Origin of the sequence: Neobacillus bataviensis LMG 21833 (assembly GCF_000307875.1) — a bacterium.
GTDB lineage: Bacteria > Bacillota > Bacilli > Bacillales > Cytobacillaceae > Neobacillus > Neobacillus bataviensis.
The window spans coordinates 18250-33706 of record NZ_AJLS01000097.1 but is presented as its reverse complement, the minus strand read 5'-3'; the positions used below and the strand labels follow the sequence as shown (position 1 = coordinate 33706).

Here is a 15457-nt window from a genome sequence, read left to right as displayed (position 1 = left end):
TTAACTAGTTTACCGGTTTGTTAAATAGATTGAATCGTTCATTCAAGCATTAAAGAGCTCCTGCATAGCTAGCTCCTATTGTCATAGTATGAAGTTTTTCATATTAACGGACTGATGGCCAAGATCCTTGTATTTTTCTTAATTGAATAATTTGCCCTGTATGATATGCATCATGAAGCATAATGTCCAGTAATTTTCTCTCAAGTGAATTTTGGTCAAGCATTTCATCGGAAATGGCACTTAATACTTGTCTTAAATTTCGTTGAGCGATCTCTGCGCGTTCAATGAGTTTTTTCCATTCACCATCGTCATTTGATTGATCGGTGAGATCGAATGTTTCATTACCATCGAGATTATTTGCCCATTCTCTGCCTTCTAAGTTTGCAGTCAGTCTCTCTTTGTAATAAATGAGGTGATTAACGTTCTCCCAAATAGTTTTTGTTGCCTCTCCATTTGGTTTCCAGCTTGCCTGTTCCCCCGCATCGCATTTGGGGTTTCACCAATTGTAAAACTTCAAACCAAGTCTAGGAAAACACCTTGGGTTTTCTTTCGGATATTACGAACCTATTTATTTTTGCCAGGCAAAGAAATGTTGAAAGAACTAAATAGGAAAGTGAAAAAATCAAAGGGAAGACAGAAGGTGCCTATTCCATTAGAGAGGGAAAAACCATCGTTTGGAACTGTGGCTTTGGTGAAAGAAAAGCTTAGGAAACAGAAGAGGAAAAATGAACAGAAATTAGGAAATTACTAAAAAGGAAAAAAAAGGGGAAAAGGTCATTTTAATCCCATGTTCTCGTTTTTTCTACTGATAGCGAAAAATAAATATAAATTTTTTAAATTAATTCAATTTAATTACTATCATACAAGACTAGTGGGTCAGACCCCCGACGTGCTAACGTATTAGCGCGCCGGGGGTCTGACCCTTTTTTCCTTTTTTCTAAACAAAAGTCAACATATATCAATATATATTCGGTAAAACTACATACGATATCGGCAACTATTGAATGAGGTGTTTAGATTGAAGCCAATTGTAGAAGTTAGAAATGTCTCGAAGATTTTTGGCAAATCGCCTAAAACTGCCATCGAATTATTAAAGCAAGGAAAAACAAAAAAAGAAATACTGAAAGCAACGGGGCAGACAGTGGGTGTGAATAAAGTCAATTTTGAAATTTTTCCCGGTGAAATTTTTGTCATTATGGGGTTATCCGGTAGTGGAAAATCAACCTTAATCCGCATGTTTAATCGGCTAATCGATCCGACTATCGGAGAAATTCTAATTGATCATGAAGATATCGTCAAAATGAATGCCGCAAGACTAAGAGAAGTTAGACAAAAGAAAATTAGCATGGTCTTTCAAAATTTTGCATTATTTCCGCATAAATCCATTTTGGAAAACACGGAATTTGGTCTCGAAATTAAGAATGTTCCTCCAAAAGAGCGCCGTGAAAAAGCGCTGAATGCCCTTGCAGTCGTTGGTTTAAAAGGCTATGAAGACCAGCTTCCATCCCAATTGAGCGGCGGTATGCAACAAAGGGTTGGGCTTGCTCGGGCTCTTGCCAGTGATACGAAAGTTTTACTAATGGACGAGGCTTTCAGCGCGTTAGATCCGCTCATTCGTAAAGACATGCAGGATGAATTAATCGAAATTCAGGAGCTATACAAGAAAACGATTATTTTTATCACCCATGACTTAGATGAAGCACTTCGAATCGGGGACAGAATTGCATTAATGAAAGACGGGAGTGTTATTCAATTAGGAACACCTGAACAAATTATGATGAATCCGGCCAATGAATTTGTTGAGAAGTTCGTGGAGGATGTCGATCTATCGAAAGTATTAACAGCATCCCATGTGATGAAACGGCCGGAGAAAATCAGTCCAGACCGCGGCCCACGGGTAGCACTGGAAATTATGAGGAAGCAAGGATATTCCAGCATCTTTGTCGTTGACCGAAAGAAGAAGCTTTTGGGTGTGCTGACGGCTGAACAAGCGCGTCAGGCAATTGATCAGAACCAATCCATTTCCGAAGTGATGGCAACTGACCTTCCAACCGTTAATGAGGGTGCAGTGCTTGCTGAATTTATGGATGATATGGCTACCAGCACATTGCCAGTAGCGGTCATTGATGAAGAGAAAAGATTAAAAGGAATCGTGATTCGCGGAGCTATTATCGGTGCTTTAGCGGGAAATAAAGATTCTTTGAACGATTTGGAGAGTGATTGAACATGGCGAAAATCCCTTTAGGACAGTGGATCGACACACTCGTTAATTGGATAACGGTCACATTTGCTGGATTATTTTCATTTATTACTAGTACAGTTGAAGGTCTTTTAAATATTTGTGCTGATGTATTAAGTGCGGGTCCGCCATTCGTATTAATTATCATCTTAGCCTTATTAGTTTCCTACACGAGCAGGTGGCCATTAGGAATTTTTACGCTCATTAGCTTACTGTTAATCGATAATCTTGGCTACTGGGACTCAAGTATTCAAACACTGGCCATCGTTGTTCTATCAGGTTTGCTTACAATTATCATCGGGATCCCATTGGGAATTTGGTGCGCACGAAGCAAAACAGCCCATAGTATCATTACGCCTATTTTAGACTTTATGCAAACAATGCCGGCATTCGTTTATTTAATTCCATCCATTTTATTTTTTGGCATTGGCGTCGTACCAGGAATTATTGCTTCCTTTATTTTCGCGATTTCTCCGACCATCCGGATGACCAATCTCGGCATTAAAGAAGTGCCAAATGATTTAATTGAAGCTTCAGATGCTTTCGGCTCTACCCCTAGCCAAAAGTTGTTCAAAGTTCAATTGCCATTAGCCACACCAACGATTATGGCTGGCGTAAACCAAAGCATCATGCTTGCTCTCTCCATGGTGGTGACAGCCTCATTAGTTGGAGCTCCGGGACTTGGAGCAGATGTATATCGAGCGGTTAGTCAAATTAATGTGGGACAAGGCTTTGAAGCTGGGTTATCTATCGTCATCATTGCTATCATTCTTGACCGGATCTCACAAAACTTTCTCAAACCGGCCTATGAAAATATCGTTAGCCGAAAAATTATTTTATCCATTTTAGCGGTTCTATTAGTAGGAACGGCACTCGTATTATCGTTTACCAAAAGCACTACAGGAAACGAAAATGCCAATGGAATCGGGGCCCAAACGGATTATCAAATTATCGGGATTGAGCCTGGAGCTGGAATAATGAAGTCGGCTCATCAAATGTTAAAGGATTACGGATTAGAAAAATGGCAGCTTGTTGAAGGCTCATCAGCCGCAATGGTTGCTGTATTAAAGAAAGCCATTGATAAACAGGAGCCTATCATTATCACTGGATGGTCTCCACATTGGATGTTTTCTTCCTTTGATCTGAAGTATCTCGAAGATCCAAAAGGTGTCTTTGGCAAAGCTGAAAATATAAATTCAATTGTTAGAAAGGGACTTGATCGGGATGCCCCTGGAGCTTATAAAATCCTTGACCAATTCTTTTGGGAAACCAGTGATATGGAAAATGTGATGAGCGAGGTTGAAAAAGGCGCGGATCCTGCTGATGCTGCTAAAAAATGGATTGCTGATAACCCAGATAAAGTAACCAAGTGGACAAACGGTGCCCAAGCTGGGAAAGGTGAAAAAATCAAACTTGTATATGTAGCCTGGGATACTGAAATAGCGAGCACAAATGTCATTGCGAAGGTGCTTGAACAAAATGGCTACGATGTAACGCTGAGTCAGGTTGAAGTTGGCCCGATGTTTGCTGGTATTGCAAACGGAAGTGCCGACGCCATGGTGGCTGCCTGGCTGCCTACTACCCACCTCGAATATTACAATAGGTATAAGAAAGATATCGTCGACCTTGGCCCGAATCTAAAAGGGACAAAACTTGGGTTAGTTGTTCCGGATTATGTTAAGATTCATTCGATAGAGGAATTGAAAAAATAATGTATGACACAAAGCCATTCTTGCTCGGCAGGAATAGCTTTGTGCTGGAGCTCAGAGGTTGAGGGGAATGTTAAAAATAATATAAACAACTCATAACCGACAATGTCTTGGCCGACTGCTCCCATGAGTTTCGTGAGTTCAGAGGTTTTTCTAAAATTATCTGATTCTAGCTTTGCGATAACTATCGATGATTTCAATCAAAGTGGTGACAACGAAGGAAGCTACGATGATCCGCCAGATCCAATCCAAGAAATTAACTATAGTGGAAGAAGTGGTTTCAAACAAATCTGCTGTATAGGGAATGACTGCATCATTGAGCAAATGCGGGTTACTTGCAATGACGATAAAAGCAATCACGCTCAATAAATGAATGATTGCATTCACAATGACAAGTTTCATTGTCCATTGGGCTGCATTCCATTTATAAACGATTAAACCTATTTCCAAACCGATAAAAATTAGGACGATTGGCCAGTATGAAAGCAGGGTATCCTGGTTAAATATAGGCATAACGAATTGCAATCCGTTCCCATCCATTGATCGGTAAATGCCAACAAGATGGTCAGCATTGAAATAGGCAATTGCCCAAATGGCTGTCCAGATGAAGCTGAAAACAACATCTGCTTTTGAAATGGCTTTTTTCTTGGGGATGATTTCGATATTCTTTAAATCCTCTGGCGTCCATTTTTCACATTTCTTATTATGTGGCAGATCAGCGTTTGTGATGCCAACTCTTTCTACGAAGGCAAATACTATCGTAATCCAAAAGAACACTTGTATAAGCACATTTATGACATTGCCGATCAAAATTCCAATGGTGTTAATGGCCACAGAAAGAATGGCTTCCTTACCTTCAAAAGATGCAATACTCACGAAAGTATGGATAAAGATTGAAATCAAAATGGCCCATGGAATAACTCTTTTCATTGTCAGAATATAATAGTCATATAGATTTGGTCCAATTAAATACATAGGTCTATCACGATAGCTTGCAGCAAGCAATACTGGATTTCCAAGTTTCGAAAGTGCGTCTTTCACATCTACTTCCGAATAATTTTCCGGGAGCATATCCTCGATTGTAGATCTAAGCTCTAGGGCGATATCATCTCGTGTTTTAGCAGGAAGTCTTTTTGTTACTTCATACACATAAACCTCAATCAGATTCAAGATCTTCATCTCCTTTTAATAATGATTTCAGTTCTAGGGTCATCTCTTTCCATTCATCCTTCAATTGCTTGTAAACCTCAATCCCGTAGTCACTCAAGACGTAATACTTCCGCGGCCTGCTTTCCGTTGTGTCCCAGCTGCTAGTCACAAGTTCCTGTTTCTCTAATCGTCGCAACAGGGGATACAACGTACTTTGCTCTATGGTCACACCAGCATCTTCAAGCCGTTGTACAAGTGAATAGCCGTATTGGGGCGTTCGCAATTGGCTTAAAACGGCAAGGGTAAGCGTTCCTCTTCTTAGTTCGGTCGTAAATGTATCTAACAAAGAAGCCATGCATTGATCACCTCATTTTTCATACTGTATGTCATCCACTATTGTCATTTAAACAACGATGAATAATGTATATTATTCCACATGAAAAAATATGTTTAGGTTTTATAACTAAACATCTCCGAAATATTTTAATCCTGTTGGTTCCTGTTCTTCTAAGGCTTCCACTCGATTGCCATCAATCATATACCCTTGTCCATAATAATTAATGGCGGAAGCTGAGGGTTTACGCTTTAAGAAAATTCATCTGCTACGAGGTAAATGTTTTTTTCTATAAAAGGGGACACTAAACCATACTATTTATCGGGGGTGTCAGCTTGGAACATAAAGAAAAGATGAAAAAGTTACTTCGGGAATACGGCTATCCTGAAGAGTCAATCCCAAGATTAATGCAAGAAATTGGGTCTATGAGTTACGACAGGGTAAAAAAGCTTATCTTACCCTATAACGATATAACCGCAGATAAGAATTAACATCATCCTAACTTTCAGGGTCAGACCCCGACATGCTACTGCTTTAGCATGCTGTGGAGCTGACTCTTTTTATGATTGTCATCATATAATCACATATTTATGAAAACCGCCTATCCTTCTTCTCACTTTATCCCTATATCTTCTAAGAAAAAAATTTCACGCTACACCACAAGTTGATTGCTTTATATTAAATGAATAATAACATAACAAAATGTTGTAACGAATTGAAGGGCAGCAACCCGATGAACTGGATACTCATTTGTGGGAACCGTCTATAGTTGGATCGGACATGTAACTCCATAATCGGTCTTTTTGCATTTATTTGATTAAATACTTTTTGGAATGAGGTTTGAAAATAGCTTTCGATGGAAATCGGTTCACTTGACCAATAAATCTCATTTGTTTACTATGAATAACAAGGAGTGAAGAAAATGACAACTTATTTAGTACCATTTACATTTGATAACGGTGTCGAGCTACGGAATCGCTACGTAATGGCACCGATGACAACATATTCTGCAAATCCAGATGATACGGTATCAGATGAAGAATTAGCGTATTATGAAGAACGTTCATACGGAGTAGGGGCAGTGATTACAGCATGTACATACGTGGCCGCAAGTGGTAAGGGGTTCCCGGGCCAATTTGCCGGGCATACAGATGCTTACATTGATAGTTTGCGTAAAGTGGCACAAGCGATTCATAAAGGTGGTGCTAAGGCGATTTTACAAATTTATCATGGTGGTCGTAAGTCGCCTCGTGAACTTGTGCCAAATGGGGATGTTGTCAGTGCAAGTGATACGATAGCAGCAGATGGTGGCAAGGCACGCGCAGTAACAATTGAGGAGATTCAAGAAATCGTGAAAGCATTTGGTGAAACAACGAGGCGTGCTATTGAAGCAGGCTTTGATGGCGTTGAAATACACGGTGCAAATACGTATTTGCTTCAACAATTTTTCTCTGGCTTCACAAACAAACGTACGGATGAATACGGTGGGACACTTGAAAAACGTATGCGTTTCCCATTAGAAGTAGTAGCAGAAGTGAATCGCGTAAAGCAACAATATGCAGATGATTCCTTTATCGTTGGCTATCGGTTCAGCCCAGAAGAGCCGGAAGAAGAGGGTATTTCACTCGATGATACGGTACAGCTTGTAGACCGTTTAGCGAATGAGCCACTCGGATACTTACACATTTCACTCGGGGATTTCCGTTCAGTAGCACACCGTTATGCAGGGGAAAAAGAAAATCGTATCAAGATTGTACATCGTGTTCTTGATGGTCGCATACCGTTAATTGGTGTAGGCTCAATTTATTCGAAAAAAGATGCATTAGAAGCAATGGAAACAGGTGCAGAACTACTAGCATTGGGTCGCGAATTATTAATTGAACCACATTGGGTTGAAAAAATGACGGCAGGAGAAGAAGTCATTACCGAAATGGATATGACGCAAAATAATGTCATTCCTGGACAGATGATGCGTATGATGCAATCACGTCCTGGCTGGGTTCCTGGCGTTAAATAGAGTAAAAGGGTCAGACCCCCGACGTGCTAACGCTATAGCGCGAGGGGGTTTAATTAAATTACAAGCAAAAGGGATGTGACGAATGATCTATTCTTGTTGAGACGTAGGAAGTGGTCTTAGTCAAGCTTTAAGTACCTATTTAGAAACCTGAGTACACGACGTGTATACTCATTTTTATGCAAACGATACGAATGAATGTGTTCGCAATCTTTCGTCAGCCACAATTCTCTTTGATTTTCCGATGAGATCGATTGGAATAATTTTTCGCTCTCAGCATATGGAATCGCTTTATCTGACTTGCTATGGATGAAGAAGAAGGATTTTCCTTTCGTGTTTTTCACATGATTGATGGGTGAAACTTCAGTGGGGTCAATTTTGAGGAGCTTGCGCATGGAATGATAAACAATCGGTGTAAATGGCCTTTTCGGTAGCTTGGTCCAATGCGAAAGATTTTCTTTTAGGAAAGATTCTAAATCACAAAAGGGACTGTCGGCAATGATGACGGAAACAGCTGGGTGTTCGCATCCAGCAATAAGCGCAGCGGCAGCTCCCATACTCCAGCCAAGGAGAGCAACTTTTTCCTGATGTTTTTCCTGAATTGCATAATCAATAGCTGCATACAAATCGTGTCTTTCAAAATATCCGATCCCCGTGGTTTTCCCTTTGGATTTGCCTGCATTGCGAAAATCAAACATTAGTACATTGTATCCTTGTTCAGATAGAACCTTAACGAGCCGCAGTCCGTCAATCCTTTCCATGGCACGTTCATTCATGTAACCGTGTGCCGTGATCACTGTTTTCTTGCTTTTCTTTGAAGCTGCTGGAATCCACCAGCCAGACAGTTTTACTTGATCTTTTCGGCTGAAAAATTCAATATCTTCAAATTCAAGTCCGTATTCCATCGGTTTTTTTGTAGTTTTTGCTGGGAAGGGATGGGTTAGATACAACCCAACCCCTAGAGGGGCAAGAAAAAATAAAGCAGGTGCAGCTAAAAGCGGTTTCCACAGGGACTTACCTGATTTACTTGATTCCCCATTCTTTTCCTCACTCAACATGAACGCCTCCTCCATTTGAAGTCATCGGTACATTATCATATGTAAGGCAGCACAAAAATGGAAAAATCTTAAGTCCCAATTAATGCCTGTTTTTGAATAGGAGAGGAGGCAAATGGTTTACTAATGCTATCGAAGGGTTTTCATTCTGAGGACATAGTAAAACCCGAATAATGGACCCATATGAAGAGTACATTAATCGGGTAAAATTCAAAGATACCGACTCTGTTTGAAAGATGGTAGTTGCATATTAAAAACGCACGGTTCTTGATTGAAATTAAATTAGGTATTTCTCGGATTCCTTCGTATAATGCAAAACTTGATCAAGTTTACCATTTTTGAGTTTTACAGCCCATTCTGAATCAGCTAGCAGTGCGCGACCGACTGCTACGTAGTCAAATTCGCCTGCTTTGATTTTTTCATCTACAATTTTGAGATTGTCTTCAATTGTTACATGATCGTTATCCTGATTGCTCAGATATGCGCGGTTAATACCGACGGAACCAACCGCAATCGTTGGCTTTTTAGTAATTCGTTTAGTCCAGCCGGCTAAGGTTAATGATGGATCTTCATCTTTAAATTCAGGTTCCCATATTCGTCTGGTAGAGCAGTGGAAAATATCTACACCTGCTTCAACTAACGGGGTGAGCAATTGTTCAAGTTCTTTAGAGTTCTTAGCTAATTTAGCGTGATAATCGGTTCCTTTCCATTGTGAATAACGAAAGACAATTGGAAAATTTGGCCCTACTTCTTTTCGGCAAGCACGAACAATGTCTGCCGCAAATTTTGTTCGTTCGCCTAGATCCCCACCATACTCATCATTACGCTTATTCGTTACTTCCCAAAAAAATTGATCAATTAAGTATCCATGCGCTCCATGCAATTCAATTCCGTCAAAGCCGATGCGCTTCGCATTGGCTGCAGCTTCGGCGTATGTATCAATCAATGCGGTGACTTCTTCTTTCGTTAAAGCATTTATTTTCTCATTTCTGCTGCCTCTTAAAGTAAATCCAGACGGACTCACGGGAGGTGCTTCAATATTTGGTTCACTGCCTGCTTTTCGAGCTGCCCCAACATGCCATAATTGTGGAATGATTTTGCCACCTGCTCGGTGGACTTCGTTAACTACATTTGCCCAGCCATTTAAGGCGTCCTCACCATAAAAACGGGGAATATCGGCGTGCATGACCGCAGCGGGGTGGTTGATTGCTGTCCCTTCAGTTATGATGAGTCCAATTCCATTCTCTGCACGTTTGCGGTAATATTGTGCTACATTTTCCCCTGGGACACCTTCTTTCGAAAAGATTCTTGTCATTGGGGCCATCACTAACCGGCTTGCTAACCATTCATTTCCAAATGGTACAGATTGAAACAATGTATGACCAGCGAATTCCAAGGAGAGCACTTCCTTCCATTTATTCTTTTTATCATGCTTCCTTTATTCTACAATTCCGCTATACAAATATAAACCGATATGTTTATGTTTGTACTTATATGATAATATAGGTGTTTTTCTTTTGAAAAAGTATCATCTCTAGTTTCAGGGTCATTCCCCCGGTAAAGTAAAGCTTTAACGTACTGGGGGACTGCCACCATTTAAGATTGGGAGATTTCTAGAGGAAAAGATGGGATTTCGTTTCGGATATGAGGAAGGAGTTTGCAAGTTTTCCAGCTATAGCAGGATGTTTTAGGTGGGGGGAGTGAGGGACAAAACCGCTGGAGAATAAAGCAATCCTGTCCTTCATCAATTTATTCTGATACTTTTTGCTTAAGTAATTCTTTTTCCTCTTCGGTAAACATCCTCTCAGCCATTGGATACAATACTTGTTCTTCTTTGCCAAAATGGCTAATTAATGTATGATAAGCATTTTCGATTAAATTGGAATGGGTTATTTTCTCTTTTCTGGAAAATTGTGGATTATCCTCAACAATTTTTAAAAATTTGTTGATGAAACCATGGGCCTCCTCATGCTCATACTCCATTACTGCTATCGGACCGCCATTTTTACCAAGATATACTTCCATCATTCGAAATAAAATCGTTTCTTCACGCTCGGAATGATAATCAAGGTTTGTGGTGAACTCTTTTACCTCTTTTATTAATACTTCAAAGGAATCCCCTTGTTCTTCCTCCACCTGTTTGCATAAGGAAACTAGTGTCTCCAAACTGTTCCGTAATGGGACATGTTCGCTCACCAATTTATTTAATCCGTCTGAAAGTGTGACAGGACCATTTCCAAACATACCGCTAGAACATCCTTGCACCAAAATTACCCCTTTCCATGATTTGCTTACCATTAGTATATAAACATTACCTGTTTTTTATAGTTATATAAATCACTAATATGTTTTAAGAGTTTTCGTAAAAAGTGGCAGTGCCTGATACTTGCAGAATCATCGGACAACCACCCTCTCGGGATAAAGGTGGTGATTCATCAAACGGTAATGTAAATTATTTTTGTAAAAAAAATTTACATTGCCCCATAAGCATGATAGGATAATAAAGAAATTTCCTTTAAAGGTAGTCCAGAGAGGCTAAAAAGGGCGAACATGACTATTCATATAACTTAATTGTGTATATATGAATGCCCTTTTATCCTATGGATGAAAGGGCATTTTATTTTGCTAAAAAATCTTTTAATCAAGTCCAGTGAGGCTCGAAAGGGGAAAAGACAGAATGAATTATCAGAAAAAGACAGTTGTCGCATCAGTAACAGGTTTGACCTTAGAAGGTATGGACATTATGTTTATTTCCTTTGCTATGTCCATGATCATCGCTGAATTCCATCTAGACATGGCAACAGGCGGTTTGATTTCCTCTATTACCAACTTAGGCATGTTATTTGGGGGAATCCTTTTCGGAATCTTAGCAGATAAGTTTGGAAGAGTGAAAGTTTTTACGTATACTGTCTTATTATTCGCAATCGGCACGGCGTTAACAGGTTTGGCAGCAAATGTTGAACAAGTATACATTTTCAGGTTTATTGCTGGCGTAGGTGCAGGCGGAGAATATGGAATTGGCATGACGCTTGTCGCAGAAGCATGGCCAAAGAATAAACAAGGCCGTGCCTCATCTTATGTAAGTATTGGAGCTCAATTTGGGGTTATCCTAGCTGCCCTACTAAGTGCCATGATTCTACCGACATTTGGTTGGAGAGGTTTGTTTTTTGTCGGAATTATACCGGTTATCTTTGCCTTCTTCGTAAGGAAAAATTTAAACGAATCACCAGAATGGCTTGCGGCGCAAAAGGAAAAACGACAAGCAGCTGTAAAGCAAGGAAATGTTAAACAATTATTTGCAAATCCACGGACAGCCTTTACGACCATTGCATTAGCGATCATGGCTACGGTGCAAATTGCCGGCTATAATGGTTTGATGATTTGGCTGCCATCGATTTTACAAACATCACAAGGTTTGTCGGTTTCGGGTTCTGCCTTGTGGACCATTAGTACGGCGGTCGGAATGATTGCAGGAATGTTAACATTTGGTCAAGTGATGGACCGATTTGGAATGAAGAAAGCTTATGGATTCTTCCTTGCTGCGTCAGCAGTGGCAGTTTTCTTGTACTCCTTTGCAACGGGAGCAGCAGGTGTGTTAATTGGCGGCGCCATCGTTGGATTCTTTTCGAACGGAATGTTTGCCGGCTATGGTGCTCTTATCAGCGCTTACTTCCCAATAGAAGTTCGCAGCACGGCAACAAACACAATCTTTAACTTTGGCAGAGCATTAGGCGGCCTATCCCCCATTTTAGTTGGCTTTATTCTGCAGCACGCAAACGTCACGATTGCCATGAGCTACCTAGCAATCCTCTACTGTATCTCCTTTATTGCGATGATCAGCTTGAGAAAAGGAAATGTGAAACAAACGAGAGTGGCTATTAAAAATCTATCTAAGGTAATGTAATTAGACCCTATATTCTAGAGTGGAATAAGATGACATAAAAATGATCATTTCATCATATTTATCATCAATGAGAAGGTAAAGAGGTGAAAATATGATACGCTATGTTGGCAGCAGATTCATCTGGTTTCTGATCGGAAGTTCGATCTTTGCTACCTTTATCGGGTATGCCATGTTTAAGGCTGGCCTCATATCATTTCCAGGTATTCATCAATCTCAAAGTGCACTAGATAGTAAAGATCGTAATCGAAATAGAAGAGTTGGTAGAATTCGAGTTACGTAGAGTATGGTAGGTGCCTGACACATTTATGATTCCCTTTTATAATGTTTTCTCCTTGAGACCTTAAAAAGTAAAAAAGTCCTTTCCTTGCAAGTAGCGCAAAAAAAGGCTTTTTTTTTACTTTTGTATTGGTGGATTATTGGTATCAACATGAAAAGGAAGAGAATGATCTTCTTTGTCAGCTCCATAAAACTGCTCTTGGATTTCAAGATTTGCTGTATCTGCTTCGGTATCCCCTTTAATGGAACTGAATCCAGAGTCATAAAATATTTCATCCATTTCTTGATTTGCTTCAATTGCTTCCTTTTCCTTTTCTTTCAACTGCATCGCCCTCCTAATTCAAGTTCCTCTTATTTTCCCCTTACTTCTGTAAAAGTATTAAATAAATTTTTCCTAAATCGTAAAAGTTAAAAATTTGTTTCGATTCCTAACCCTATTGAAAGAATCATTTTTAAACAAAAAGATGTAACACATTATTATACTTTAATTTGATACAGGACGACCTTTTTGCAGATTTTGCACAACGATAAAGTATTTGACAATTCTAACAAAAGTGCTAACATTATCCATGTAAGGTCATCAATAAAAATAATAAATGAAGTTTATCCGCTAGAGGTGCCTTTTTAAAGGGCTGAGATTGAAGTGCTACTTCAGGACTCTATGAACCTGATCTGGATCATACCAGCGTAGGGAAGTGGAAACTGGATATTTGAAGAATGTATGATTCTATTTCAAATTTCAACCACTTTCTTAATCAAAGGAAGTGGTTTTTTGTTTTTACTTTTAGCGGAATCTTCTGAAAGGGGTGATGTGTATTTTCAAAGATAAAGAGTTTCATATCATTTCCAATGGTAAGATGCCGATTGAGCAGTTCCGGGAAATTCTCATTGATATTCACCCCTATGTAACGGCCATCCATTTACGGGAAAAACAAAAAACGGCTAGGGAACTATTTCAAACGGTCCAACTTTTACATGCTGCAAATATCCCGCTTTCAAAGGTAATCATTAATGATCGCCTTGATGTTGCCTTAGTTACAAGGGTTGGTGGGGTTCAATTAGCCTTTCACAGTATAGAACCGGCTATTGTGAAGGAAAGTTTCCCTCAGTTTCGGATTGGGTGCTCGATTCATTCTTATGAGGAAGGAGTGGATGCAAAAGCGAATGGGGCAGACTATGTAATTTACGGTCACATTTTCCCTTCTCAATCCAAACCAGATGTGGCGCCAAAAGGAGTGAGGAAATTGTCAATGTTGACACAACTTGACATTCCGACGATTGCGATTGGAGGCATAACACCAGAGAATACAGCACAGGTACTACAGGCAGGGGCAAATGGGATCGCAGTTATGTCTGGAGTTTTAGATGCACGTGATCCACTAGCAGCAATTAAGTCTTACACAAAAGTATTAAAAATGGGAGATGGAAAAAGTGGAAAATTCATTTGATGTGATTATTATCGGCGGCGGAATAATCGGATCCTCCATTGCCTATCAGCTATCAAAAATGGGAAGAAAAGTGGTCATACTTGAGAAGGATCGATTGGCTTGCCAAGCATCAAGTGCTGCCGCCGGAATGCTGGCTGCACAGGCGGAGATTGAACAAGATGGTCCGTTATTCCAAATGGCTCTAAAAAGTCGAGCCATGTTTCCAACTCTCTCAAGCGAATTATTTGAATATACAGGAATTGATATCGAGTTGGTCAATAAAGGAATGCTAAAAATTGCGGAAACAGAAGAAATAGCATCCATAGTACATAAACAAGTCACCTTCCAAAGGAAGTGGGATCCTGCAATAACATGGCTTGATAAAAAGGAATTACTTGAATTGGAACCATCCTTATCTCCAAGCATTTCAGGAGCCATGTTTCTTCCTAATGATGGCCATGTACAACCAGCAAATTTATCAAGAGCATACGCGCAAGCAGCAGCTTATTTTGGCACCGAGATTCGTGAGTATACTGAAGTCGTTTCTATTAATTATGAAAACGGTCAGGTTAAAGGAGTTAACACTTCCCATGGTGTTATCCACGGAGAACAGGTTGTCGTCGCCACCGGAGCATGGGCAGCTAAATTAATGCGTGAATCCGGGCTCGAAATAAATGTGTATCCAGTTAAAGGAGAGTGCTTTTCTGTCAGGCCAGAAAAACCGGTGATCAACACGACCATTTTTTCCGACAAGAGGTGTTATCTGGTACCAAAACGAAATGGAGAAATTTATATCGGCGCTACCATGATTGAGCATACATTTGATCAAACGGTAACACCTAGAGGGATTGCAAGCTTAATAGAAAGAGCAACACAACTTGTTCCTGAGCTGAATGAAGCACCATGGGAGCGAGTATGGTCTGGAATCCGACCGCAGACAGGGGATGGGATGCCATACATTGGCGAACATCCAAGTTGGAAGGGATTGTACGTTGCCGCAGGACATTTTCGAAACGGGATTTTATTAGGTCCGATAACAGGAAAACTAGTGGCAGATCTTTTAGCAGAGAGATTACTGGATCGAACGCTACTTTCTGCTTTTCATTTGGAAAGGCATGAAGAAACAGTTGTGTAGGAGGGAAGGTATGGAAGTCGTTGTAAATGGGGAGTTAATCCAACTACCAAAACATGTCGTTTGTATTGCTGATGTTCTCAAGCATTATGACATTCAGGATAAAATCATCGTCGTGGAAGTAAACGGGGAAATAGTAGTGAAACATGAACACCAGAGTACGAGAATATCAGATAAAGATCGAATTGAAATAGTCCATTTTGTAGGAGGCGGTTGAT

The 15457-nt window shown here is 40.0% G+C and carries 15 protein-coding genes, 1 pseudogene and 1 riboswitch; of the genes and pseudogenes, 9 read left to right on the top strand and 7 right to left on the bottom strand.

Annotation, left to right across the window (positions count from 1 at the left end; translation table 11 throughout):
• Positions 1 to 103: 103 nt before the first annotated feature.
• Positions 104 to 475, bottom strand: a pseudogene (locus tag BABA_RS26590) (DinB family protein); the annotation flags it as partial.
• Between the two features lie 543 nt (positions 476 to 1018).
• Between BABA_RS26590 and BABA_RS13325 the strand changes: the two are divergent.
• Positions 1019 to 2224, top strand: coding sequence for a quaternary amine ABC transporter ATP-binding protein (locus tag BABA_RS13325; RefSeq protein WP_007085716.1), 1206 nt, complete (start codon positions 1019 to 1021; stop codon positions 2222 to 2224).
• Positions 2225 to 2226: 2 nt separating this feature from the next.
• On the top strand, positions 2227 to 3951 hold the full coding sequence (locus BABA_RS13320) for a glycine betaine ABC transporter substrate-binding protein (RefSeq protein ID WP_007085715.1): 1725 nt from the start codon (positions 2227 to 2229) through the stop codon (positions 3949 to 3951).
• 156 nt (positions 3952 to 4107) lie between these two features.
• Here BABA_RS13320 and BABA_RS13315 read toward each other — a convergent pair whose 3' ends face one another.
• Complete coding sequence (locus tag BABA_RS13315) at positions 4108 to 5127, bottom strand: HAAS signaling domain-containing protein (RefSeq protein ID WP_235749684.1); 1020 nt, start codon at positions 5125 to 5127, stop codon at positions 4108 to 4110.
• Positions 5105 to 5452 carry a PadR family transcriptional regulator gene (locus tag BABA_RS13310; protein WP_007085713.1) on the bottom strand — a complete coding sequence of 116 codons (348 nt, stop codon included), beginning with the start codon at positions 5450 to 5452 and terminating at the stop codon, positions 5105 to 5107. The genes BABA_RS13315 and BABA_RS13310 overlap by 23 nt, the downstream gene beginning before the upstream one ends.
• 314 nt (positions 5453 to 5766) lie before the next feature.
• Between BABA_RS13310 and BABA_RS27330 the strand changes: the two genes are divergently transcribed.
• Together BABA_RS27330 and BABA_RS13305 are read left to right on the top strand one after the other, a co-directional pair.
• Positions 5767 to 5922, top strand: a complete 156-nt coding sequence (locus tag BABA_RS27330) for a hypothetical protein (protein WP_157273185.1) — start codon at positions 5767 to 5769, stop codon at positions 5920 to 5922.
• A 431-nt stretch (positions 5923 to 6353) separates the two neighbouring features.
• Entirely contained in the window at positions 6354 to 7448 is a 1095-nt protein-coding gene (locus BABA_RS13305; protein WP_007085712.1) for an NADH-dependent flavin oxidoreductase, read from the top strand.
• Positions 7449 to 7564: 116 nt separating this feature from the next.
• Here BABA_RS13305 and BABA_RS13300 read toward each other — a convergent pair whose 3' ends face one another.
• The 3 genes from BABA_RS13300 to BABA_RS13290 all read right to left on the bottom strand — a co-directional run bounded on the left by BABA_RS13300 (position 7565) and on the right by BABA_RS13290 (position 10765).
• Positions 7565 to 8500 carry an alpha/beta hydrolase gene (locus BABA_RS13300; RefSeq protein ID WP_157273184.1) on the bottom strand — a complete coding sequence of 312 codons (936 nt, stop codon included), beginning with the start codon at positions 8498 to 8500 and terminating at the stop codon, positions 7565 to 7567.
• A 277-nt stretch (positions 8501 to 8777) separates the two neighbouring features.
• Positions 8778 to 9896, bottom strand: coding sequence for an NADH:flavin oxidoreductase (locus BABA_RS13295; protein ID WP_007085710.1), 1119 nt, complete (start codon positions 9894 to 9896; stop codon positions 8778 to 8780).
• Positions 9897 to 10249: 353 nt separating this feature from the next.
• Positions 10250 to 10765, bottom strand: a complete 516-nt coding sequence (locus BABA_RS13290) for a hemerythrin domain-containing protein (protein ID WP_157273183.1) — start codon at positions 10763 to 10765, stop codon at positions 10250 to 10252.
• 412 nt (positions 10766 to 11177) lie between these two features.
• Here BABA_RS13290 and BABA_RS13285 point away from each other — a divergent pair, with 412 nt between their 5' ends.
• Complete coding sequence (locus tag BABA_RS13285; RefSeq protein WP_007085708.1) at positions 11178 to 12404, top strand: MFS transporter; 1227 nt, start codon at positions 11178 to 11180, stop codon at positions 12402 to 12404.
• Positions 12405 to 12495: 91 nt separating this feature from the next.
• Positions 12496 to 12684, top strand: a complete 189-nt coding sequence (locus BABA_RS13280) for a hypothetical protein (protein WP_007085707.1) — start codon at positions 12496 to 12498, stop codon at positions 12682 to 12684.
• Positions 12685 to 12798: 114 nt separating this feature from the next.
• Here BABA_RS13280 and BABA_RS13275 read toward each other — a convergent pair whose 3' ends face one another.
• Positions 12799 to 13002, bottom strand: a complete 204-nt coding sequence (locus BABA_RS13275) for a hypothetical protein (protein WP_007085706.1) — start codon at positions 13000 to 13002, stop codon at positions 12799 to 12801.
• A gap of 280 nt (positions 13003 to 13282) precedes the next feature.
• Positions 13283 to 13391: riboswitch (TPP riboswitch) on the top strand.
• Between the two features lie 98 nt (positions 13392 to 13489).
• On the opposite strand from BABA_RS13275, the gene tenI reads away from it, so the two are divergent.
• From tenI to thiS, 3 genes are read left to right on the top strand one after another with little or no spacing between them, the layout of a single operon-like run.
• Positions 13490 to 14128 carry a thiazole tautomerase TenI gene (gene tenI / locus BABA_RS13270; RefSeq protein WP_007085705.1) on the top strand — a complete coding sequence of 213 codons (639 nt, stop codon included), beginning with the start codon at positions 13490 to 13492 and terminating at the stop codon, positions 14126 to 14128.
• Complete coding sequence (thiO, locus tag BABA_RS13265; RefSeq protein ID WP_007085704.1) at positions 14112 to 15242, top strand: glycine oxidase ThiO; 1131 nt, start codon at positions 14112 to 14114, stop codon at positions 15240 to 15242. Before tenI ends, thiO begins: the two co-directional genes overlap by 17 nt.
• 10 nt (positions 15243 to 15252) lie before the next feature.
• Positions 15253 to 15456, top strand: coding sequence for a sulfur carrier protein ThiS (gene thiS, locus BABA_RS13260; RefSeq protein ID WP_007085703.1), 204 nt, complete (start codon positions 15253 to 15255; stop codon positions 15454 to 15456).
• Position 15457 lies beyond the last annotated feature (1 nt).

What these genes read in the sequence shown, in the direction of transcription:
- BABA_RS13320 (WP_007085715.1), top strand. Translation starts at nt 2,227, where the DNA reads ATGGCGAAAATCCCTTTAGGACAGTGGATCGACACACTCGTTAATTGG.
- BABA_RS13315 (WP_235749684.1), bottom strand. Translation starts at nt 5,127, where the DNA reads ATGAAGATCTTGAATCTGATTGAGGTTTATGTGTATGAAGTAACAAAA.
- BABA_RS13310 (WP_007085713.1), bottom strand. Translation starts at nt 5,452, where the DNA reads ATGGCTTCTTTGTTAGATACATTTACGACCGAACTAAGAAGAGGAACG.
- BABA_RS13305 (WP_007085712.1), top strand. Translation starts at nt 6,354, where the DNA reads ATGACAACTTATTTAGTACCATTTACATTTGATAACGGTGTCGAGCTA.
- BABA_RS13285 (WP_007085708.1), top strand. Translation starts at nt 11,178, where the DNA reads ATGAATTATCAGAAAAAGACAGTTGTCGCATCAGTAACAGGTTTGACC.
- BABA_RS13280 (WP_007085707.1), top strand. Translation starts at nt 12,496, where the DNA reads ATGATACGCTATGTTGGCAGCAGATTCATCTGGTTTCTGATCGGAAGT.
- tenI (WP_007085705.1), top strand. Translation starts at nt 13,490, where the DNA reads ATGTGTATTTTCAAAGATAAAGAGTTTCATATCATTTCCAATGGTAAG.
- thiS (WP_007085703.1), top strand. Translation starts at nt 15,253, where the DNA reads ATGGAAGTCGTTGTAAATGGGGAGTTAATCCAACTACCAAAACATGTC.